The 20,252-nt window shown below is 59.6% G+C and carries 21 protein-coding genes; 13 read left to right on the top strand and 8 right to left on the bottom strand.

From position 1 onward, the window contains the following. Positions 1 to 31: 31 nt before the first annotated feature. Positions 32 to 505, top strand: coding sequence for a glycine zipper domain-containing protein (locus tag LIY36_RS19740; RefSeq protein WP_017737565.1), 474 nt, complete (start codon positions 32 to 34; stop codon positions 503 to 505). 149 nt (positions 506 to 654) lie between these two features. On the opposite strand, the gene LIY36_RS19735 is transcribed toward LIY36_RS19740, so the two are convergent. The 3 genes from LIY36_RS19735 to LIY36_RS19725 form a co-directional block, all read right to left on the bottom strand. Then, positions 655 to 1,086, bottom strand: coding sequence for an acyl-CoA thioesterase (locus LIY36_RS19735; RefSeq protein WP_226456735.1), 432 nt, complete (start codon positions 1,084 to 1,086; stop codon positions 655 to 657). Positions 1,087 to 1,109: 23 nt separating this feature from the next. Beyond that, the gene (locus LIY36_RS19730) at positions 1,110 to 3,047 is read right to left on the bottom strand and encodes a RecQ family ATP-dependent DNA helicase (protein WP_226456734.1); all 1,938 of its coding nucleotides are present in this window, start codon (positions 3,045 to 3,047) and stop codon (positions 1,110 to 1,112) included. 232 nt (positions 3,048 to 3,279) lie between these two features. Next, positions 3,280 to 4,455, bottom strand: coding sequence for a tetratricopeptide repeat protein (locus LIY36_RS19725; RefSeq protein ID WP_226456733.1), 1,176 nt, complete (start codon positions 4,453 to 4,455; stop codon positions 3,280 to 3,282). Positions 4,456 to 4,630: 175 nt separating this feature from the next. Here LIY36_RS19725 and LIY36_RS19720 point away from each other — a divergent pair, with 175 nt between their 5' ends. The 6 genes from LIY36_RS19720 to LIY36_RS19695 all read left to right on the top strand — a co-directional run bounded on the left by LIY36_RS19720 (position 4,631) and on the right by LIY36_RS19695 (position 8,438). After that, positions 4,631 to 4,801 (top strand): YhfG family protein, encoded by a 171-nt coding sequence (locus LIY36_RS19720; RefSeq protein WP_017737561.1) that lies wholly within the window; start codon positions 4,631 to 4,633, stop codon positions 4,799 to 4,801. After that, entirely contained in the window at positions 4,801 to 5,400 is a 600-nt protein-coding gene (locus LIY36_RS19715; protein ID WP_226456732.1) for a putative adenosine monophosphate-protein transferase Fic, read from the top strand. The genes LIY36_RS19720 and LIY36_RS19715 overlap by 1 nt, the downstream gene beginning before the upstream one ends. A 265-nt stretch (positions 5,401 to 5,665) precedes the next feature. Then, entirely contained in the window at positions 5,666 to 6,022 is a 357-nt protein-coding gene (locus LIY36_RS19710; RefSeq protein WP_226456731.1) for a hypothetical protein, read from the top strand. Between the two features lie 273 nt (positions 6,023 to 6,295). Next, entirely contained in the window at positions 6,296 to 6,766 is a 471-nt protein-coding gene (locus LIY36_RS19705; protein ID WP_226456730.1) for a hypothetical protein, read from the top strand. Positions 6,767 to 7,043: 277 nt separating this feature from the next. Then, entirely contained in the window at positions 7,044 to 7,400 is a 357-nt protein-coding gene (locus LIY36_RS19700) for a DUF1493 family protein (RefSeq protein WP_226456729.1), read from the top strand. A gap of 186 nt (positions 7,401 to 7,586) precedes the next feature. Then, positions 7,587 to 8,438: a DMT family transporter gene (locus LIY36_RS19695; RefSeq protein WP_226456774.1), complete on the top strand. Its 852-nt coding sequence runs from the start codon at positions 7,587 to 7,589 to the stop codon at positions 8,436 to 8,438. 57 nt (positions 8,439 to 8,495) lie between these two features. On the opposite strand, the gene LIY36_RS19690 is transcribed toward LIY36_RS19695, so the two are convergent. Beyond that, complete coding sequence (locus LIY36_RS19690; RefSeq protein WP_226456727.1) at positions 8,496 to 10,037, bottom strand: phosphoenolpyruvate carboxykinase; 1,542 nt, start codon at positions 10,035 to 10,037, stop codon at positions 8,496 to 8,498. 179 nt (positions 10,038 to 10,216) lie between these two features. Beyond that, the gene (gene hslO / locus LIY36_RS19685; protein ID WP_192298467.1) at positions 10,217 to 11,119 is read right to left on the bottom strand and encodes an Hsp33 family molecular chaperone HslO; all 903 of its coding nucleotides are present in this window, start codon (positions 11,117 to 11,119) and stop codon (positions 10,217 to 10,219) included. Positions 11,120 to 11,222: 103 nt separating this feature from the next. Between hslO and LIY36_RS19680 the strand changes: the two genes are divergently transcribed. Further along, on the top strand, positions 11,223 to 12,020 hold the full coding sequence (locus LIY36_RS19680) for a phosphatase PAP2 family protein (RefSeq protein ID WP_226456725.1): 798 nt from the start codon (positions 11,223 to 11,225) through the stop codon (positions 12,018 to 12,020). Between the two features lie 24 nt (positions 12,021 to 12,044). On the opposite strand, the gene LIY36_RS19675 is transcribed toward LIY36_RS19680, so the two are convergent. Next, the gene (locus LIY36_RS19675; protein WP_192298469.1) at positions 12,045 to 12,452 is read right to left on the bottom strand and encodes an RNA-binding S4 domain-containing protein; all 408 of its coding nucleotides are present in this window, start codon (positions 12,450 to 12,452) and stop codon (positions 12,045 to 12,047) included. Positions 12,453 to 12,568: 116 nt separating this feature from the next. Between LIY36_RS19675 and rimA the strand changes: the two genes are divergently transcribed. The 3 genes from rimA to rimK are packed head-to-tail and all read left to right on the top strand — an operon-like array spanning position 12,569 to position 14,746. Then, positions 12,569 to 13,375 (top strand): S6 modification regulatory phosphodiesterase RimA, encoded by an 807-nt coding sequence (gene rimA / locus LIY36_RS19670; RefSeq protein WP_226456723.1) that lies wholly within the window; start codon positions 12,569 to 12,571, stop codon positions 13,373 to 13,375. Further along, entirely contained in the window at positions 13,362 to 13,844 is a 483-nt protein-coding gene (rimB, locus tag LIY36_RS19665; protein WP_225595425.1) for a retropepsin-like aspartic endopeptidase RimB, read from the top strand. Before rimA ends, rimB begins: the two co-directional genes overlap by 14 nt. Next, positions 13,841 to 14,746: a 30S ribosomal protein S6--L-glutamate ligase gene (rimK, locus tag LIY36_RS19660; protein WP_122718247.1), complete on the top strand. Its 906-nt coding sequence runs from the start codon at positions 13,841 to 13,843 to the stop codon at positions 14,744 to 14,746. The genes rimB and rimK overlap by 4 nt, the downstream gene beginning before the upstream one ends. Before the next feature lie 156 nt (positions 14,747 to 14,902). Here the strand turns inward: rimK and LIY36_RS19655 are convergent, their stop codons facing one another. Then, the gene (locus LIY36_RS19655; RefSeq protein ID WP_192298471.1) at positions 14,903 to 16,216 is read right to left on the bottom strand and encodes an ATP-binding protein; all 1,314 of its coding nucleotides are present in this window, start codon (positions 16,214 to 16,216) and stop codon (positions 14,903 to 14,905) included. Positions 16,217 to 16,333: 117 nt separating this feature from the next. After that, complete coding sequence (gene ompR / locus LIY36_RS19650; protein WP_017737550.1) at positions 16,334 to 17,074, bottom strand: osmolarity response regulator transcription factor OmpR; 741 nt, start codon at positions 17,072 to 17,074, stop codon at positions 16,334 to 16,336. A 357-nt stretch (positions 17,075 to 17,431) separates the two neighbouring features. Here ompR and LIY36_RS19645 point away from each other — a divergent pair, with 357 nt between their 5' ends. Both LIY36_RS19645 and LIY36_RS19640 read left to right on the top strand, forming a co-directional pair. After that, positions 17,432 to 19,756, top strand: coding sequence for a Tex family protein (locus LIY36_RS19645; protein ID WP_226456721.1), 2,325 nt, complete (start codon positions 17,432 to 17,434; stop codon positions 19,754 to 19,756). Then, positions 19,756 to 20,139 (top strand): PaaI family thioesterase, encoded by a 384-nt coding sequence (locus LIY36_RS19640; RefSeq protein ID WP_192298473.1) that lies wholly within the window; start codon positions 19,756 to 19,758, stop codon positions 20,137 to 20,139. Before LIY36_RS19645 ends, LIY36_RS19640 begins: the two co-directional genes overlap by 1 nt. Positions 20,140 to 20,252: the final 113 nt, after the last annotated feature.

Genomic DNA, 20,252 nt, shown 5'->3' with positions numbered 1-20,252 from the left:
TCGCGCCGTCATCCCCTTGAGGTTTCCCTGAATGAAGTTCTCCTCGATTCTCTTGTTGTCCCTTGGCCTGGTCAGTGGCGCAGCCATGGCCGGTGGCACCACCGAAGCCGGTGTAGGCGGCGCATTGGGCGGGGTTCTAGGTTCGGTTGTTGGCCAGCAGCTTGGCGGCAACACCGGCTCGACCATTGGCGCAGCCCTGGGTGGCGCCGGTGGTAGTGCGGTCGGCGCCGACAAACGCAGCCGTGGCGAAGCCGCCATCGGCGGTGCGTTGGGCGCAGCGGGCGGCAACGTTGTGGGCCGCAGTGTCGGCGGCAGCACCGGCAGCCTGATCGGCGCAGCCGCCGGCGGTGGCGCGGGTGGTGCGCTGGGCAACTACATGGGCAACAAGAGCGATGACGATGATCGTCGTTCGCGTGACAACCGTCGTTATGATCGTGATGACCATCGTGGCCGTGGGCATGCTTACGGGCATCGCAAGAACAAGCATCACTACCGTCACCGCTAAGCCCGCGACCTAGAGCACACAGCACGATTCATGTGGGAGCGGGCTTGCCCGCGATAGCAAACAGTCAGGCAATACGGCTTGACTTGACCCACCGCTATCGCAGGCAAGCCAGCTCCCACATTTGATTTCCACGGATCGCGAGATTGCGATCAGGCCACCAACCGTTGCAACGCCTCGCGCAACACCCCCGCAATCGGCACCGGCTGGTTCGACCCACGCTCCACAAACACATGCACAAAGCGCCCCGCCGCACAGGCTTCGTCCTCGCCTGCCTTGAACACCGCCAACTCGTACTGCACCGAACTGTTGCCCAACTTGCCCACCCGCAAGCCAATGTCGATGCGCTCGGGAAAGGCAATCGACGCGAAGTAATCACACGCCGAACTCACCACGAACCCCACCACTTCGCCGTCGTGAATATCCAACCCACCCTGTTCGATCAGGTAGGTATTCACCGCCGTGTCGAAAAAGCTGTAGTAGGTCACGTTGTTCACATGGCCATACACATCGTTGTCGTGCCAGCGCGTGATGATCGGCTGGAAGTGAAGGTAATCGGCACGTTGTGGCACGGAATCAGGCATAGGGCTCACCTCTAAAGAAGGGTTCAAAGCGCATTCAAATGGACCTCGGCCCACTCGCGTACCTCGGCATACGAATAATCTTCCAGCGCAGCAAAGCCCGGAATACCCCGCGCCTTCAACTTGGTAAACAACGGCACGCTGATCCCGCCGAGGAACCGCGTCAGGCGTTCCGCTTCGGGCAATTGGCCGGTGTGCTGATGATGCCTGTGGATAAAATCACCGCACAGCCCCATGAAGTTTTTATCCACAAGCGGCGGCAAGGCCGGCGGCGGCGGTAAGTGCGCCACATCACCGTGGCAGACCGAACAATGCCCACAGCGCTGCGGCGCGTTTTCATCGCCAAAATACTGCGCCAGGCGCTGCCCCAGGCAGCGTTCGGTGGCGAACAGATCAAGCATGGCGTGAATCCGTGCCACCTCACCGATCTCGTGCTGCTTGAAGCCTGTGTATAACTCGGCGCTCAAGGCCTGTGGGTCGAAATCCGTATCGAGCAGGCTGTAGACCTCGGTCATCTGCTTGCTTTCCAGCTCGACCAAGCCCTGTTCCTGGAAGTAATCCAGCGCCTTCACCACGCGGTCGCGCCCGGCGTTGTGCTGTTGATAAAGCGCGTCGAAGTCCACCGTCGCCCAAGTCCTGGCCCGCTTGCACACCTGGATAATCGCCGCGACAAACTGCTGCCGCTCGCCGGAAAAACGCGCCAGCAGGGCTTCGGGTTCGATCAGGTACTTGAAGCGGTATTCGGCATAAAACGCATAGCGCGGCGCGATCACGCCCTTGAGTTCCAACTGCACCAGCAACGTTTTCAGCGGCAGCTCGCGGATGTTGCTGTGGTCCGACAGCGAGCGCAGCAGGAACTCCCACTGCCCGTCACCCCGCGCGGCCTGCAGCTCGTCGAGCACACGGCGAATGCCGTCCCGCTCCGGCGTGTCGCCATAGACGAAGTTTTCCAACACGTTGAGGCTGTCGCGGTTGGCCAGTACCAGGCAATCGGACGGTTGACCATCACGCCCGGCGCGGCCGATTTCCTGGCTGTAGTTCTCGATGGACTTGGGCAGGTCGAAATGCACCACATTGCGGATGTCGCTCTTGTCGATGCCCATGCCAAACGCGATGGTGGCGACGATGCAATTGGAGCGCCCGCCCATGAAGCGCTGCTGGATACCCTCGCGCTTATCGTGGGGCAAACCGGCGTGATACGCCTCGGCCTGGATACCATGGCGATTGAGATGCTCGGCAATCTGTTCGGCGGTTTTTTGCAAGGTGACGTAAACGATGCTCGGCTGGCCCACCCGCTCGCTCATCCACTGCACCAGTCGGCGGCGCTTGTCTGCACCACTGACGGGTTCCACCAACAGGTTGAGGTTGGGCCGGTAGAAGCCCCTGGTGACCACATCGTCCGCAGCAATGGCGAACTTCGCCTGCATGTCGGCAATCACCTTGGGCGTCGCCGTAGCCGTCAACAGCAGGGCTTGTGGGATATTGAACTGACGCTGGTAGTCCGGCAGCTTCAAATAGTCCGGACGGAAGTTATGGCCCCATTCGGAAATACAGTGCGCCTCATCCACCACCAACAGCGAGATCTGCACGCTTTGCAGGAAGTTGCGAAAACGCTCGTTCTTCAAGCGCTCCACGGAAATCATCAGGATCTTCAACTCACCCGAACGCGCACGCGCCATCACATCATTCGCGTCTTCGCGGCTCTGGGCCGAATCGATGCTGCCCGCCGAAATGCCATGGCGTTGCAGGAAACCCAGCTGGTCCTGCATCAGCGCCAGCAGCGGCGACACCACCAGCGTCAGGTGCGGCAACAGCACTGCCGACAGCTGATAACAAAGGGATTTGCCGGAACCCGTGGGGAAAATCGCGGCAGCAGAACGGCCGGCCAGCACGGCGCTGACCGTTTGTTCCTGGCCCAAACGAAACTGTGGATAACCAAAGACCTGCTGGAGGGTGTCGTGCATAAGCTGTCACTCCATTGACCGCTGAGTAGGCTCAAAAACATAGCCCGCAAATCTCAGCGCATCGAGAAAGGTCGCATGGAAAAAAGAGACAGGATGATACACAGGGCGGGGATGGCGCAGGGCCGAAGTGGGATGTTTCACCAGGTTTTGCAGGAGCACCGCAAACCAAATGTGGGAGGGGGCCAGCCCCTTCCCACATTGTTTAGATCTGTATTTCTGTATTACCGGTGAATCAGCGGTTTTTCACCCGCTCAATCGCCGTGTCATACACCGGATTGGCTTTCTGTTCCTTGGCCAACTGGTAGTGACGCAACGCATCCTGGAACTGCCCGGCCGCTTCATAGATCCGCGCAATGTTGTAGTAAGACCCTGCACGCACGGTAGGGGCATTCGCACCAGTCGCCAAAGCGATGGCCTTGCGGTTGGCCCAGATCGACTCGGCGGTGTTGCCAGCCTTCTGATAGGCCAGGCCCAGGTTGCCGTAGGCCTTGCCGAAGCCATTGTCCAGCTCGATGGCTTGGCGGAACAGGTCGATCGCCTGGTCCAGCTTGCCTGCCTGGTAGGCCGCTTCACCTTGCAGGTTAAGACGTTTCGCATCGGTTTGTGCGGAGGAGCTGACCGCCACTGCCGAGACCGCCACGCTGTCATCCAGCAACGGCTTGACTTCGTTCAGCACGTTCGCCGCGTCCACAGTCACGCCGGTGAAGGTGTTGATGTCCTGGAAGTCGCCGCTGCCGGTCATGCGGAATACTGTCCACAGGTTGCCGGTGCGGTTCTGCGGCACGTAGTAGGTACGTACCAGCGATTGGCCCATATACACAAACACCTTGGCCTCGCTGTTGGACAGCTGGCGCGAGCTTGGATTGCTGCCGTTGGTGAAGTCATGCACCGCATACACGTAGCTTTCGCCGTAGTGTTTTTTCTGCAGGGTGATGGTTTCCGGGCCGTAGCTGTCAACGTCGTCCACGTCCAGCTCGGCGTCGGTACCTTGCTTGTTTTCGAAGTAGATATTGTTGCCGGGGAAGATCATGTGGGAATCGAGGTCTTCCGGGGTCTTGCCCCACGTCAGCACCACACGCAGGCCGTCGAGGTTTTCCATCACCGGGCTGACCGCATAGGTCATGCCCTTGCACGGGCACTTCACCACCAGGTTGGAATAGCCAGGCTTCTTGATGATCAGCAGGCTGCTGCCATCATCGGCGCCTTCGCTGGTGAGCGTCACCTGGCCTTGCGCGTTGGTACGACCCACCACGTTCTGTGTGCCGTTGCGTTGCAGCAGCACTTCGGCGTCAGCGATTTTCTGATCCTTGACCACCGCGCTGAGCACTTCGATCGGCAACTGTTCGGCCTGGACGGAAAACGCTACCGCACACAATGACATCGCCGAAGCGACACGCAGCAAACCCATGCTTAACTCCCTTTAAGTAGTGGGCGGAATCGCCCTACAAGATTTTGCGCTGCAACATACGCTGAATTCAGCGAGCTGGCAGTTTATTTGTACAAAATGTGACGTGGTTTTTATCGCGCCTGCCCTCGGAAGCATTGCGCTACAATCAAGCCTTGCTACCCAGGAGTACGCTGCGATGAGCGAACTGACGTTTGAGCAAAAACAGGATCATTACCACAAGATCCGCCGTTCCAATTACCTGGCCAGCCTGCGCCTGGAAGGGTTCGACACCCAACCGGCCGACGTCGACAAACCCCTGCCGACCCGCGAAGCCGTCCTTGCCAAGTACCGCGACACCCCACGCTGATGCTCGACAAATATGGCGTCGGCCAGGACCCGTACTGCTATCCCGGTAGCAGCGTGCTGCGCAACCGCCTCGATTTGCACGACGAAGCCCGCCTGCACCAGGCTGAGCGGGAACTCTCCGAAATCGCCGTAGGCAACCTCCCGCTCTTCCCTCCGCCCTACGACCTCGATCGCCTGCAGCACATCCACCACATCCTGTTCGACGACCTCTACGACTGGGCCGGCGAGTTGCGCAGCGTCAACATCCAGAAAGGCGACACCCTGTTCTGCACCCCGGAACGTATCCCACCGGAAGCGGCGAAAATCATCCGGCATATGGAAGCGGCCAACTGGTACGTGGGCGCGACTCAGTCCGAGCTGGTGACGCAGATTGCCGAGGCGTACGGCGACCTCAACGTTATTCACCCCTTCCGCGAAGGCAACGGGCGGGCGCAGCGGATTTTGTTTGAACAGATCATCGTGAATGCGGGGTTTTCAGTGAACTGGTGGCTGGTGAAACATGCCGCATGGGTGCCGGCGAATATTGATGCGGTGGCGTGTGATTACCGGGGGTTGGAGGCGATTTTTGAGCGGTGTATCAGCAGGCCTGTTGGCGCCTGATCGAACCCCGCCCAGTTAAACCATCTGTTTATTGCCCGGAAACTGACTCACTTCTAAGGTTCGCTTCGTCGCTGCCAAATCAGCGACCGGGTTTGGTCACCCGAAAAACAGCACACATAAGTGCCATTACTTACTCTTCGAACGTCTATCGTCTCGTATCGCAGTGCTATGGCGGCTGTGTGGGGGACGTCTTCGGACGTGTCGGAGTGCTGTTTCCGGCTGGCCAACCCGCGCACAGTCCGCCACCCACCGTTTGGCCACGGTGATGTCGGTTACCCAACAGCAAACCGAGTACCTTCAAATGCAAATAATTGAAACGATGGACCGCTATCGTCAGTTGCGTACCAATTTCACAGATACTCATCCGCTACTCATAGACACCCAAGCTACCGCTGAAGACATTCAGTCCGCCGCCCACCAACGCATCCGCGCTGCCACCGACTTGCTGGAAACCTTCTCCTGCATGACCTTCGAACACGCCGACCTCAAAGACATATCCCACATCACAAACGCGCTATACCTCCTCGTCCAGGATGGCTGTGATTTGCTGGAAGCTGCACAGCATGTACAGCTGCAACCGGCGGCCGAAACACCAAAGCAACCTAACCAGCCACACAGCTAAATCTGTGGGAGCTGGCTTGCCTGCGATGGCGGTGTATCGGTCCGTATTTCCCCAACTGTCCCACCGTCATCGTGGACAAACTCGGCTCCCACAAATAACCAATTTCGTCCAAACGATTCACGTCAAACCATGCAATCGGAAACACCTGTAAGAAACCGCCAAATGCCGTGCCATCCTCCTCCGAAACTGCTTAAAACACCCTTCCTTAGCTCTACAAAAATCACCTTTGCCTGACCGAAACTAGCGCCTTATAAAGTTTCGGGGCAAGGCCTCATGCACATCGAAAAGACTCAACACATCGGTCACTATGGCGTCATTTTCAAGGTGATTCGCTTCACTGTTTTGCCTGGCAATCGACACGCTTTAGCCAACCTTTGCCTACCGGAAGCCAAAACAGCAGCCCAGCAAGTTCGCGATCAAATACGCAATCTGTACGAAAAAATGCTGGCTAAGGATTTTCCATGCGAGATCACAGTCGCAATTTCGAATCCGTTGAGACGAAATCAAGCTGATCGGTTAAACGACCAAAACATCCTCATCAAACAAATAATTTCCGGAGCTATTTCAACGCCAGGAATTGTCATTTCAGCGGTAACTGCTGGCTTTGTTGGCGATACGATTTCGAACAAGCTTCGCAAATATCACACGGGTGACATCATCATAGGTCTTGAGGCCAGCGTGAAAGGAGGGATAGGCCCTCAGCACTCAACACTCTCGATGCATATCTACTCGGAAGAGCCTTAGTTGCATGGCCATGTACCTTCAATCCGTATTTTTTTTCATCACGTATTTGGTGCTGCATTACCAAATCACAGACCCCACCCTCAGAAAGCGTTTCGCACTCACATTTCTCGTGACCGGGCTCACTTTAACGTTCCTACTACCCTACGTAGCGGTGATCCTCAGAATGCCCTTCCTACCTGTCTTCGTATTCTTGATAGGCTTGGCCCTCTTCATCACCCGAAACAAATACCGCCTGCAACGCGACCATCCCCCTCACCCACTCCTGCGTGCCCCCACCATGAACCTCGCCCCCGACTTCCCCGAAGACCTCGCGATGCAGCAACTCCTGCAACTGCTGCACGAAGAAATCGGCTTGCCGAAACACAAGACCCTGCGCCTGCAAACCGCGATCAACTTCGACCTCGGTTGCGACGGTGCGGAGGCCAAGCAGTTCATGGAAGCCGTTGAAGAGGAATTTGCTCTCGATATGGGCGACTACGACGCCTATCGCTACTTCAACCCGCCGGTGTTCGATGTATTCCTGAAGCATCGCGCCAAGGGTCGCGGCGACAAAATCCCGCTGACCATCGGCATGTTGTACCTGGCGATCAAGACGCAAAGATGGGACACACAGACCTTGGAAAACCTGAGCTGATTGAGCGCAGACCCAAAGCACAACAACGTTCCAATGTGGGAGCGGGCTTGCCCGCGAATACGGAGTGTCAGCCGATACACCTCCAACTGAAATACAGCATTCGCGAGCAAGCCCGCTCCCACATTCGATCTGCGCTAATCTGGCAAGCCGCGCACGAACCAACAAGGACCGTACATGGACGTAACAATGGGCCTGCTGGCCGCCCTGCTCTGGGGCGGCACGGACTTTCTCGTGGGCCTCAACGCCCGTGCCGTCGGGGTCAAGCGCGCGGTGTACTTCGGCCAGGCCCTGGGCTTTTTGATCATGACCCTGTTGCTGGTCATCTTCCCGACCTTCCTCGTCAAATCCCTCGATGCAGCGCTGAGCGTCTGGCTACTGGGCATCACCGCCGCCCTGCTCACCGTCTCCGGCGCTCTCGCACTGTCCAAGGCGTTCGCCCTGGGCAAGGCTGCCATCGTCGCACCGCTGGTGACGTCCTACGGCGTAGTCACCACGCTGCTGTCCTGGGCCAGCGGTGAACACATCAGCCTGACGCAACTGGGCTGCATCGCGCTGTGCGTGATTGGCGTGATCCTCTCCAGCATCCACAAGGGCAACGACGTCCCTCACAACAACCCGCGGCTGTCCATCATCTACGCCATGCTCGCGGCAACGCTGTACGGCACCAGCTTCTGGCTGCAAGGCCGCTATACATTGCCGGCGCTGGGACCGATCACCATGTTGTGGTTGGGTTACCTGGTGGGCCTGTGCGTGCTGGTGGTGATGGTGCTGAAGATCAAGGACGGCCTGAAAATCCCGCCGCTGAAAAACTGTGCGACGCTGACCGGCGCGAGCTTGATGAACCTGGGTGGGTTCTCGGCGTTTTCGTGGGGGGCGATGGCAGGGTCGGTGTCGGTGGTGACGGTGATCAGTACGTTGTCGGGGGGGATTGCGGCGGTTTTGGGGTTTGTGTTTTTCAAGGAGCGCTTGTCGGCCGTGCAAATTCTGGGGGTCTTGCTGGTGCTGGTCGGGGCCGTGGTTTTGCACATCGCCGACTGACCTGTCGCGCACAAAAAAGCCGCCTACAAGAGGCGGCTTTTTCACAACTACCGAATCTTACAACTGAGGACCGGCAGCCTTGATCGCATCGCTCACGTCAAACTTCTTGAAGTTCTCGATGAACAGGCCAGCCAGCGCCTTCGCTGCTTCGTCGTAGGCAGCCTTGTCAGCCCAGGTGTTACGTGGATTCAACAGGCCAGTCTCAACGCCCGGTACGGCCAGTGGCACGTCGAGGTTGATGGTGTCGAGGTGTTCGGTTTGTGCACCGACCAACGCGCCGCTCTGGATCGCTGCGATCACGCCACGAGTGGTCGGGATGTTGAAGCGGTTGCCAACGCCGTAGCCGCCGCCGGTCCAGCCGGTGTTGACCAGGTAGACCTTGGAGCCGAAGCCGCGGATGCGCTTGATCAGCAGCTCGGCGTATTCACCAGCCGGACGCGGGAAGAACGGCGCGCCGAAGCAGGTGGAGAAGGTCGACTTGATGCCGCCGCCGGAACCCATTTCGGTCGAGCCCACCAGTGCGGTGTAGCCGGACAGGAAGTGGTAGGCCGCTTGTTCTTCACTGAGGATCGACACGGGCGGCAGAACGCCGGTCAGGTCGCAGGTCAGGAAGATCACCGCGTTTGGCTCGCCGCCCAGGTTTTTCTCGGAACGCTTGGCAACGTGCTCCAGCGGGTAGGCTGCGCGGCTGTTCTGGGTCAGGCTGACATTGGTGTAGTCCGCGTGCTTGGCGTCGTCGATGACAACGTTTTCCAGCACGGCGCCGTGCTTGATGGCTTTCCAGATGACCGGCTCGTTCTTCTCGGACAGGTCGATGCACTTGGCATAGCAACCGCCTTCGATGTTGAACACCACGCCTTCGCCCCAGCCGTGTTCGTCGTCACCGATCAGGTAACGGCTTTCGTCGGCGGACAGGGTGGTTTTACCCGTGCCCGACAGACCGAAGAACAGGGTTACGTCGCCCGCTTCGCCGATGTTGGCGGCGCAGTGCATAGGCAGCACGTCGGAAGCCGGCAGCAGGAAGTTCTGCACCGAGAACATGGCTTTTTTCATCTCACCGGCGTAACGCATGCCGGCGATCAGCACTTTCTTCTGTGCGAAGTTGAGGATCACGCAACCGTCGGAGTTGGTGCCGTCACGCTCTGGCACGCACTCGAAGTTGGCCACGTTGAGCACTTGCCATTCATCGCGACCGGCAGGGTTGTACTGGGCCGGGTTGATGAACAGGCAACGACCGAACAGGTTCTGCCAGGCAGTCTGGGTGGTCATTTTCACGGCCAGGTAGTGGTCTTCGGCAGCCCCTACGTGAACGTGGGAAACGAAATGCTCTTGCGCATTGTTGAAGGCCTCGACGCGAGCCCACAGCGCATCGAACTTGTCGGCCGGGAACTTGCGGTTGATCGGGCCCCAGGCGATGGCGTCCTGGGTGGTTGGCTCTTCAACGATGAAACGATCGACTGGCGAACGACCGGTGCGGTGACCGGTTTCTACGACCAGCGCGCCAGTATCGGCAAGCACGCCTTCACCGCGCTGCAGGGCTTCTTTGACCAGATCGTCAACACTCAGATCGGTGTATACGGCGTTATTGGCTTGCGTCATGAGGTTCCCCGTCGGCCTATGGCCGAGTGCTCCAAACGTTTTGTAGTAGAAAGTTGCGCACTACTACCGCGAAAAAAGTGGGCCGGATTATGCCAGAAAAGCCCAAAAAAAGTAGGGCCCTCCCGTCAGAACTGCGCTAATCCGGCGTTTGTCAGGTGATTTACCTGTGCTTAAACGTTTTAGTGGCGGGTATCGGAAGGGGTGTCGATGCCTGCGCCAGCGAACAATTGGGCTACATCGGCGGCATCAAACAGGTAACGTTCATTGCAGAACTGGCAGTCGATCTCGATATTGCCGCCGTGTTCCACCACCAGATTCTGTGCATCTTCCAGGCCCAGGCTGACCAGCGCATTGGCCGAGCGCTCGCGTGAGCAGCTGCAATTGAAGCGCAGGGACTGTGCGTCGAACAGGCGCACAGCTTCTTCGTGGTACAGGCGGTGCAGGATGGTTTCGTTGCTCAGGCCCAGCAGTTCCTCAGCCGTGAGCGTACCGGCCAGGGCGGTGAGGCCGCGCCAGCTTTCGGCGCGATCGTCGTCGTCCTTGATGCGGTCAGCCGGCAGTTGTTGCAGCAGCAGGCCACGGGCGCGATGGCCGTCGGCGTTGAGCCAGAACTTGGTGCCCACTTGCTGGGACATCACGAAATAGTTGGTGAAGCAGTCCGACAGGGTCTCACCATCGAGGTCGACGATACCCTGGTAGCGCTGGCCTTCGGTCGGATCGACGGTGAGCGCCAATACGCCGTTGGGCATCAGGTCGGACAGGGTCGCGTCCGGGGCGATCTGGTCGGCCTCGTAACGGGCCAGGCCACGGATGTCGCGCTCACTGGAGCATTCGATCATCAGCAATGGGACAGGGCCTTCGGAACGGGCCTGCAGGATCAACAAACCGTCGAACTTCATGGTGCCCACCAGCAGCGCAGCCGCCGCCATCAGCTCACCGAGCAATTGCGCGACCGGCTCCGGATAGGGGTGCTTGGCGAGGACTTCGGCGTAGCTGCGCTCCAGCGAGACCAGTTCGCCACGGGCGTCGGTCTCGTCGAAGATGAAGCGTTGGGTGAAGTCGGTATCCGGTAGATCAGTCATAGGTCTGGGTATCTGAATTGATGACAAATTGATTACAAGGTTTATAGAATTAAACGCTTTAGCACCAATTTGGTGCGGTTTTTAGAGCGATGGGGGACAGTTTATGAACAATCCGGGTTTGTTCCAAGCCAAGTGGAACCTCGGGCGATGGGCCGTTTGCAATCTACTCGCAATCGGACTGCTGTGTTTTTGGCTGTGGCCCACGGGCCAGATGCTGTGTGTGGTTTTCGACGAATGGCTGTTTCATCTGCTCAATGATCCGCTGGCAACCCACTCAAGCTGGCTGCACGTATGGGCCGTGGCCAGTCTGCGACCGTTTGATGCAGTGGTCGGCGTGATTCTGCTGATGCTGCTGATTCGCGGCGACTGGGTCTTCAACGCCGTGCAGGTACGCCAGGCGCTGTTAGGTTTTGTCGGCATTTTGTTGCTGTTGCTGTTTATCCGCATGCTGTTTTCCAAACTCGCGGCACACATGGGCTGGCAACACAGTAGCCCGTCGATGGTGATCAGCGGGGCCATTCAGATGAGCGACTACTTTCCCGGGCTGGAGAAGACCTGGGAGCTCAAAGACCGTTCGAGCCAGAGTTTTCCGGGGGACCATGCCTCGGTACTGTTGATCTGGGCGATGTTCATGACGGTGTTCACCAAGCGTATCGGCCAGCTGCTGGTGATCTGGGGCCTGGCGCTGCTGTTCATGATGCCGCGCCTGGTGGCGGGCGCGCATTGGGGGCAGGACGATTACATCGGTGGTGTATTGCTGGCGCTGTTGGCTTTGGGGTGGGGGTATTACACACCGTTTGCGGCGAAAGTATCGCAGGGGTTGCTACGGGTGACGGCGCCGGTTTTCAGACTGTTTCAGCGCGTGCCACTGATCAGCCGCCTGAGCGTCATGCACCCGTAATACGTAGGATTGCCCGAGCCGGGGTTAGTCGTCATTGCCGCTGCCGCGAAACTTGAACAGATCGCGGCGCTGCTTCTTGCTCGGCTTGCCATCGGTGCTCAGGCCCATGGCCCCGGCCTTGCGCATCGCCGCCGCATTCTCGCGCTTGGCGATGCTGGCTTCGGTCTCGACGTAGAGCGTCTGCGCTTGCGGCGCGCCACGGCGCACGATGGACAGCGCCTGGACCACCACGGTCTTTTCATCAAACCCCGTACGAATCTGGAATTCGTCGCCGACGCGCGGTTCCTTGCCCGGCTTGCAGCGTTCACCGCGATGGTGCACCTTGCCACTCTCGATGGCGGCCTTGGCCAGGGCGCGGGTTTTATAGAAACGCGCGGCCCACAACCACTTGTCCAGACGGACCTTCTCTTCCTCTTCCTGCTTTTGAGCCACTTGAATTCCCCGCTCTGAAAAATGTCGCAACTTTACCGTTGAACCCCTTCGACGCATAAACCCTTGGGCTCACCTAAGATACGCCAGGTAGCAACCTGTATTGCGAGGATTATGCCGTGACCGATTTCCCCATTTCACTCACCTCGCCCAACCAGCGCTGCACGGGTTGCCAGGAAAGCGAGCCCCTGGGCTTCGATTTTTCCTTCGCCTACCAACCGATTGTCGACCTTCGCGACCGCTCGATTTTCGCCAACGAAGCGCTGGTGCGCGGGGTTAATGGTGAAGGTGCGCTTTCGGTGCTGGAGCAAGTCAACGAGACCAACCGCTACCGCTTCGACCAGCGTTGCCGGACCCAGGCCATTGCCGGCGCCGCGGCCCTGGGGATGCAAACCCACCTTTCGATCAACTTCATGCCTAACGCCGTCTATCGCCCGGAGCTGTGTATTCGCAGCACCCTGGAGGCCGCACGTGCGCATAATTTCCCGCTGGATCGGCTGGTTTTCGAGACGCTGGAAAGCGAGCATGTAGATAACTATCGCCATTTGACGAATATTCTGCGTGAATACCGCGAATTCGGCTTCAAGACCGCCATTGACGATTTCGGTGCGGGCTATTCGGGGCTGAATCTGCTGGCCGATTTCCAACCTGACCTGATCAAACTCGACATGGCGTTGATTCGCGATGTCGATCAGGACCGTGTCCGTCAGGTGATCGTCCGGGGGATTGTCACAATCTGTGAGCAGTTGGGGGTTACTGTCATCGCCGAAGGCATCGAAAGTGCCGGCGAGCGTGACTTCCTTTCCGACTGTGGAATATTTCTGATGCAGGGATACTGGTTCGCCAAGCCCGCATTCAAAGCCTTGGCTGAGGTTTCCCCTCATGCCTGGGCGAATCGATCGGTTACCCATATTGAAGACATTTGACCATTTGACCGTTGTCGGTCTGCGTGAGTGGGTGGCACTTCCCGACCTGGGAGTGGCAGGCCTGCGCGCAAAGATCGACACCGGCGCCAGCACCTCAAGCCTGCACGCCACCGACATCGAGCCGTTTGAGCGCGACGGTGAGCAGTGGGTGCGCTTTACCGCGCACCTGGGCAGTGTGGTGCAACTGCGTCACCGCCGCTGCGAAGCGCCGCTGGTGACGATGAAAACCATCAAGAGCTCCAACGGTCATGCGCAGGTGCGCTATGTGATCAGCACCACCCTGGCGCTGGGTGATCGGGTCTGGCGGGTGGAGTTCACCCTGGCCTGCCGTAAAGCCATGCGTTACCGCCTGTTGCTCGGTTCCAAGGCGCTGATTGACGGCCAGTTGGTGGTCAATCCAAGCGTCAAGTACGTTCAAGACAAGCCGGTGTTCCCGGTCTCTACTATTTCTGCCCCAGGTGCTGCATGAAGATTGCTGTGCTGTCGCGAAACCCGCGTCTGTATTCCACCCGCCGCCTGGTTGAGGCCGGCACCGAACGTGGCCACGAAATGGTGGTGATCGACACGTTGCGTGCCTATATGAACATTGCCAGCCACAAGCCGCAGATCCACTACCGGGGCAAGCCGCTGGAGGGTTTTGATGCGGTGATCCCGCGCATTGGCGCATCGGTGACGTTCTATGGCTGCGCAGTGTTGCGCCAGTTTGAAATGATGGGGGTGTTCCCCCTCAATGAATCGGTCGCCATAGCGCGCTCGCGCGACAAGCTGCGTTCACTGCAATTGCTCTCGCGCCGGGGCATCGGCCTGCCGGTCACCGGCTTTGCCCACTCCCCCGACGACATCCCCGACCTGATCGAAATGGTCAACGGCGCGCCGCTGGTGATCAAGGTATTGGAAGGCACTCAGGGTATCGGCGTGGTGCTGTGTGAAACCGCAACGGCGGCCGAGTCGGTGATCGAAGCCTTTATGGGCCTCAAGCAGAACATCATGGTGCAGGAATACATCAAAGAAGCCGGCGGTGCGGATATTCGCTGCTTCGTGGTCGGCGACAAGGTGATTGCGGCGATGAAGCGCCAGGCCAAACCGGGTGAGTTCCGTTCCAACCTGCACCGTGGCGGCAGTGCCAGCCTGATCAAGATCACTCCGGAAGAACGCATGACTGCGCTGCGGGCTGCCAAGGTCATGGGGTTGAGCGTGGCGGGTGTGGATATATTGCGCTCCAACCACGGGCCACTGGTGATGGAGGTAAATTCATCCCCAGGGTTGGAAGGGATCGAGACCACCACGGGCAAGGACGTGGCGGGGATCATCATTCAGCACCTGGAGAAGAATAGTGGCCCGAACATGACGCGGACCAAGGGCAAGGGCTGATCAAATACGGCGGTTGAAACGCCGCAAACCAATGTGGAAGCGGGCTTGTGTGGGAGCGGGCTTGCTCGCGAATGCGGTGGATCAGCTTGCACATGTATTGGCTGATCTATCGCATTCGCGAGCAAGCCCGCTCCCACATTTGAATGGTGTTGCTGCCTAGACCGCATCCCGGGGCAACATCAGCCCCAACGGCAAGCGCACCCGCGCTTCCAGGCCACCCTCTTCACGGTTGCGCAACTCAACATTGCCGCCATGCATCGAAGCAATCCGCCGCACAATCGCCAGCCCCAGGCCAGTGCCTTTGCCACCGCGGGCACGGTCGCCACGGGTGAACGGGTTGAAAATGCCTTCCAACTCGTCCGGGTCGATGCCCGCTCCCCGGTCCATCACACTCAGCACCACGTAAGGCGCCGCGCTGTCGCCGGAAACGTACGCCGCCACTTCCACATCCGAACCGGCGTGATGCAAGGCGTTGCCGATCAGGTTGTTCAACAGGCGCTTCATCGACACCCGGCGCAACGCAAACGGCTGGATCGGCTCAAGGCGCATGCGGACCTGTTCGCCATTCTGGTTATAGGGCGCCACGACTTCACGTACCAGATCCGTCAGGTCGACCTCCTCCAACACTTCATCACGGCCATCCCGGATAAACGCCAGGAACTGGTCGAGAATCGCGTCCATGTCTTCGATGTCACGGACCATGTCATCGGTCAGGTCGTTATGGTTGCCCATCAGCTCCAGTGACAGCCGCAATCGCGTCAGCGGCGTACGCAGGTCATGGGACACCCCCGCCAGCATCAGCTCGCGTTCGCGCCCGGCCTGTTCGACATCCTCCGCCATCTGGTTGAACGCGCTGTAGACCTCGGTCATCTCACTGGGCGTGTCGCTGACCGGCAGGCGCACACTGCGCCCCTGGCCCAGTTGCCGGGCGGCAAACACCAGGCGTTTGAGCGGCTGGTTGAGCTGGCGCACGAAAATCCACGCAGACGCGGTTGAAAGCAGCCCGATCGCCAGGAACCAGCCCAGCACGTTCCAGATCTTCTGCCCCCGCAGCGGATGCGGATACAGCGGCACTTTCAGCCAATCCTCACCCAGGCTCGGCGCCCTCACCCATAACGCCGGCGATACATGCATGCGCAGCCGCACCTCGGTGTCATCACCCAGTTCGGCCTGCATCTGGCGCTGGTAGATCTCACTGTAGGGCCAGTGCTGCTCGCCCTCGGGCACACCTGCGCCCGCCACACGGACCAGAGTGGCAGCCTTGGCGATCTTCTCGCGGTTTTCGGGGTCGGCGGCCCAGTAGGCGCGCAGCGTCAGGGCCACCCCGTGGCTGTATTGTCGGTCCACTAGCACGTCTTCGTTCATCAACAGATAAACCAGCGTGAGCGCCTTGGAAAACAGAACGACGATCAGCACCAGCCAAAGGGTGCGGGAGAAGAAACTTTGCGGGAACCACAGCGGGGTTTTCATAGGAAACAGCTAGATACCTTGCAGGAACGAGCGGCGCTCGCAGAATTGCAGACGCCGGGCACCCCGTCGACTCTCATGAAGCCGAACGCCAGGATGCCCGCCCCTGCAAATCATCGGTCACTTGGTTGCAGTGCCATCCGGCACAAACACATATCCCACGCCCCACACCGTCTGGATGTATCGCGGCTTGGACGGGTCCGGCTCGATCATCCGACGCAGACGGGAGATCTGCACATCGATGGAGCGCTCCAGGGCGTCCCATTCTCGGCCACGGGCCAGGTTCATCAGCTTGTCGCGGGTCAGCGGTTGGCGCGCGTTCATCACCAGCGCCTTGAGCACGGCGAACTCGCCGGTGGTCAGCATGTGAACTTCATCGCCACGCTTGAGCTCACGGGTCGCCAGCGACAGTTCATAGTCGCCAAAGGTGACGCTTTCGTCTTCACTGCCCGGCGCGCCTGGAACCGGCGGAGCCTGGCGACGCAATACGGCCTTGACCCGCGCCATCAGCTCGTCGGGGTTGAACGGCTTGGCCAAATAGTCATCGGCGCCCAGTTCGAGGCCCTTGATGCGGCTCAGCTCATCGCCCTTGGCGGTCAGCATGATGATAGGAATCTGATTGTTCGCGCTGCGCAGGCGTTTGCAGGCGGTCAGGCCGTCTTCGCCGGGCAACATCAGGTCGAGCACGACCAGGTTGAATACTTCACGCCCCAACAGGCGGTCCATCTGCTCGGTGTTCGGCACCGCGCGGGCACGATAGCCCTTGGAGTTGAAGAAACGCTCCAGCAGGCTGCTCAGCCCCGGATCGTCGTCAACGATGAGAATTTTTTCGCCTTCAGCAGTTTGTGCAGTGCTGCTCATTGGATGCTCCTCTTATCTCGGCGCGCATTATGGCCTAGCTGCCGTTATACGCACCGTGTGCATTGTTAGCAGATTTTTCCTCTACCGACAGCGAACCCGCGCCCTGCAACCTCCAGGCGCAGTACCCCCCAAGGGCAGAACGCTGGTTATAATGCGGCGCCTTTGTGCAGGGCAACGTCAGATCGTTACCGTTTACTGCCAGGCTTTTTTTACCCGCTTGTCGTGATTTTTTCGATTTCGAGGGTCAATAGGCTGCCTCTTGACCCAGGTAGCGGCGCCAGTCGGGCCGCTCAACCAGCCTTGCCGGGCCTTGTTTTCCGGGCCTGCGAGCTGCTTTTCAGAATTTCAGGTGGTTTTATGGACAGCATCAACAGCCGCATCGCCGAGGAACTCGGCGTACGCCCACAACAGGTCGAAGCGGCCGTCGCTCTACTGGATGAGGGCTCCACCGTGCCCTTCATCGCCCGTTACCGTAAAGAAGTGACCGGCAGCCTCGACGACACCCAACTGCGTCACCTGGAAGAGCGCCTGCGCTACCTGCGAGAACTCGACGAACGGCGCATCAGCATCCTCGCCAGCATCGAGGAACAGGGCAAGCTGACCCCGCAGCTGGAGCGCGACATCAAGCTCGCCGACACCAAGACCCGCCTCGAAGACCTCTACCTGCCGTACAAGCAGAAGCGTCGCACCAAGGGCCAGATCGCCTTGGAAGCCGGCCTGGGCGAACTGGCCGACGGCCTGTTCAACGACCCGACACTGACCCCGGACAGCGAAGCCGCACGCTTCATCAATGCCGAAAAAGGCGTCGCCGACGTCAAGGCCGCCCTCGAAGGCGCCAAGTACATCCTCATGGAGCGCTTCGCCGAAGACGCCAGCCTGCTGGAAAAACTGCGCACCTACCTCAAGCAGGAAGCGATCCTCAGCGCCCGCGTCATCGCCGGCAAAGAGGAAGAAGGCGCCAAGTTCCGCGACTACTTCGAACACGACGAACCGCTCAAGAGCATGCCGTCCCACCGTGCGCTCGCCATTTTCCGTGGCCGCAACGAAGGCATTCTCAGCTCCGCGCTGAAAGTCGGCGACGAGCTGCCGGGCACGATGCACCCGTGCGAAGGCATGATCGGTCAACAATTCGGCATCCAGAATCAGAATCGTCCTGCGGACAAGTGGCTCGGTGAAGTCGTGCGCTGGACCTGGAAGGTCAAGCTCTACACCCACCTCGAAACCGACCTGCTCGGCGAACTGCGCGACGGCGCGGAAACCGAGGCGATCAACGTGTTCGCCCACAACCTGCACGACCTGCTGCTGGCCGCCCCGGCCGGCCCGCGTGCCACACTGGGCCTCGACCCGGGCCTGCGTACCGGCTGCAAGGTCGCGGTGGTCGACTCCACCGGCAAGCTGCTGGACCACGCCACCGTGTACCCGCACGTGCCGCACAACAAGTGGGACCAGACCCTCGCGATCCTGGCCGCGCTGTGCGCCAAGCACGCGGTAGACCTGATCGCCATCGGCAACGGCACCGCCAGCCGCGAGACCGACAAGCTGGCCGCCGAACTGATCAAAAAATACCCAGCCATGAAGATGACCAAGGTCATGGTCTCCGAAGCCGGCGCATCGGTGTACTCGGCGTCGGAACTGGCTTCCAAGGAATTCCCGGACCTCGACGTGTCGATCCGTGGCGCGGTGTCGATCGCTCGCCGTTTGCAGGACCCGCTGGCCGAACTGGTGAAGATCGACCCTAAATCCATCGGCGTCGGCCAGTACCAGCACGACGTGTCGCAGCTCAAATTGGCACGCGGCCTGGATGCGGTGGTGGAAGACTGCGTAAACGCCGTGGGCGTGGACGTGAACACCGCCTCCGTAGCCCTGCTGGCGCGTATTTCCGGCCTCAACGCGACCCTGGCGCAGAACATCGTCACCCACCGTGACGAAAACGGCGCGTTCAAAACCCGCGCCGCGCTGAAAAAAGTCGCACGCCTGGGCGAGAAAACCTTCGAGCAAGCCGCTGGTTTCCTACGCGTAATGAACGGCGACAACCCGCTGGATTCCTCCGCCGTCCACCCGGAAGCCTACCCGCTGGTGCAACGCATCGCCGCCGAGACCGACCGCGACATCCGCTCGCTGATCGGCGACGCCGCGTTCCTCAAGCGCCTGGACCCGAAGAAGTACACCGATGAAACCTTCGGCGTACCGACCATCACCGACATCCTGCAAGAGCTGGAAAAACCTGGCCGCGACCCACGCCCCGAGTTCAAGACCGCCGAGTTCCAGGACGGCGTCGAAGACCTCAAGGACCTGGAGCTGGGCATGATCCTCGAAGGCGTCGTCACCAACGTGACCAACTTCGGAGCCTTCGTGGACATCGGCGTGCATCAGGACGGTTTGGTGCATATCTCTGCGCTTTCGGAGAAGTTCATCAAGGACCCACGCGAAGCGGTAAAAGCCGGTGACGTGGTCAAGGTCAAGGTCATGGAAGTCGACATCCCGCGCAAACGCGTCGGCCTGTCGATGCGCATGAGCGACACCCCTGGCGAAAAAATCGACGGTGCCCGTGGCGCCCGCCCAGGCTCGGCGCCACGCCAGTCTCAAAACAGCGCACCACGCAAGGAAACCGCCACCGCCGCGCCAAGCAACAACGCCATGGCCTCGCTGTTCGCCAACGCCAAGCAGTTGAAGAAACGTTGATGCAAATCCCGGCCGGGTTGACCCAGAGCGCCTTCAGCGAACTGATCGGCTGCCGCCTGCAACGCCTTGAAGAGGGCGTTGCCGAGGTGGCCCTGACCCTGGAGCCGCACCTGCGCAACCGCGCGGGCAAGCTCCACGGCGGGGCGATTTTCAGCCTGGTGGACATCACCATGGGGCTGGCCTGTTCCAGCAGCCATGGTTTCGACCAGCAGAGCGCGACCATTGAGTGCAAGATCAACTACATCCGCGCCGTCGAAGACGGTGAGGTGCTGTGCACCAGCCGGGTGATTCATGCCGGCCGACGCACGTTGGTGGTCGAAGCGGATGTGTACCAGAGCGACAGACTTGTCGCAAAAGCACAGGGCACCTTCGCTGTCCTATAGCTCCCCACCCTCGATTTGAGTTAATTTCGGCGCTGCACTAAACAGCGTCGGAATTTTCTTGCTGCGCTATAGCCAAATTCATGGAGTGAAGTCGGCTTTTTCAGAGCGGGTCA

It is taken from the genome of Pseudomonas sp. AF03-9, from assembly GCF_020515815.1.
Lineage (GTDB): Bacteria > Pseudomonadota > Gammaproteobacteria > Pseudomonadales > Pseudomonadaceae > Aquipseudomonas.
Note: the sequence above shows the minus strand (reverse complement) of the source record. Positions and strands in the feature narration are given on the sequence as shown.

Coding starts and splice junctions, on each gene's coding strand:
- hslO (WP_192298467.1), bottom strand. CDS start 11,119: ATGACTGATCTACCGGATACCGACTTCACCCAACGCTTCATCTTCGAC.
- LIY36_RS19710 (WP_226456731.1), top strand. CDS start 5,666: ATGTCGGTTACCCAACAGCAAACCGAGTACCTTCAAATGCAAATAATT.
- LIY36_RS19680 (WP_226456725.1), top strand. CDS start 11,223: ATGAACAATCCGGGTTTGTTCCAAGCCAAGTGGAACCTCGGGCGATGG.
- LIY36_RS19655 (WP_192298471.1), bottom strand. CDS start 16,216: ATGAAAACCCCGCTGTGGTTCCCGCAAAGTTTCTTCTCCCGCACCCTT.
- LIY36_RS19695 (WP_226456774.1), top strand. CDS start 7,587: ATGGGCCTGCTGGCCGCCCTGCTCTGGGGCGGCACGGACTTTCTCGTG.
- LIY36_RS19715 (WP_226456732.1), top strand. CDS start 4,801: ATGCTCGACAAATATGGCGTCGGCCAGGACCCGTACTGCTATCCCGGT.
- ompR (WP_017737550.1), bottom strand. CDS start 17,074: ATGAGCAGCACTGCACAAACTGCTGAAGGCGAAAAAATTCTCATCGTT.
- LIY36_RS19640 (WP_192298473.1), top strand. CDS start 19,756: ATGCAAATCCCGGCCGGGTTGACCCAGAGCGCCTTCAGCGAACTGATC.
- LIY36_RS19740 (WP_017737565.1), top strand. CDS start 32: ATGAAGTTCTCCTCGATTCTCTTGTTGTCCCTTGGCCTGGTCAGTGGC.
- LIY36_RS19730 (WP_226456734.1), bottom strand. CDS start 3,047: ATGCACGACACCCTCCAGCAGGTCTTTGGTTATCCACAGTTTCGTTTG.
- LIY36_RS19720 (WP_017737561.1), top strand. CDS start 4,631: ATGAGCGAACTGACGTTTGAGCAAAAACAGGATCATTACCACAAGATC.
- LIY36_RS19705 (WP_226456730.1), top strand. CDS start 6,296: ATGCACATCGAAAAGACTCAACACATCGGTCACTATGGCGTCATTTTC.
- LIY36_RS19735 (WP_226456735.1), bottom strand. CDS start 1,086: ATGCCTGATTCCGTGCCACAACGTGCCGATTACCTTCACTTCCAGCCG.
- LIY36_RS19725 (WP_226456733.1), bottom strand. CDS start 4,455: ATGGGTTTGCTGCGTGTCGCTTCGGCGATGTCATTGTGTGCGGTAGCG.
- LIY36_RS19700 (WP_226456729.1), top strand. CDS start 7,044: ATGAACCTCGCCCCCGACTTCCCCGAAGACCTCGCGATGCAGCAACTC.
- rimK (WP_122718247.1), top strand. CDS start 13,841: ATGAAGATTGCTGTGCTGTCGCGAAACCCGCGTCTGTATTCCACCCGC.
- LIY36_RS19690 (WP_226456727.1), bottom strand. CDS start 10,037: ATGACGCAAGCCAATAACGCCGTATACACCGATCTGAGTGTTGACGAT.
- LIY36_RS19645 (WP_226456721.1), top strand. CDS start 17,432: ATGGACAGCATCAACAGCCGCATCGCCGAGGAACTCGGCGTACGCCCA.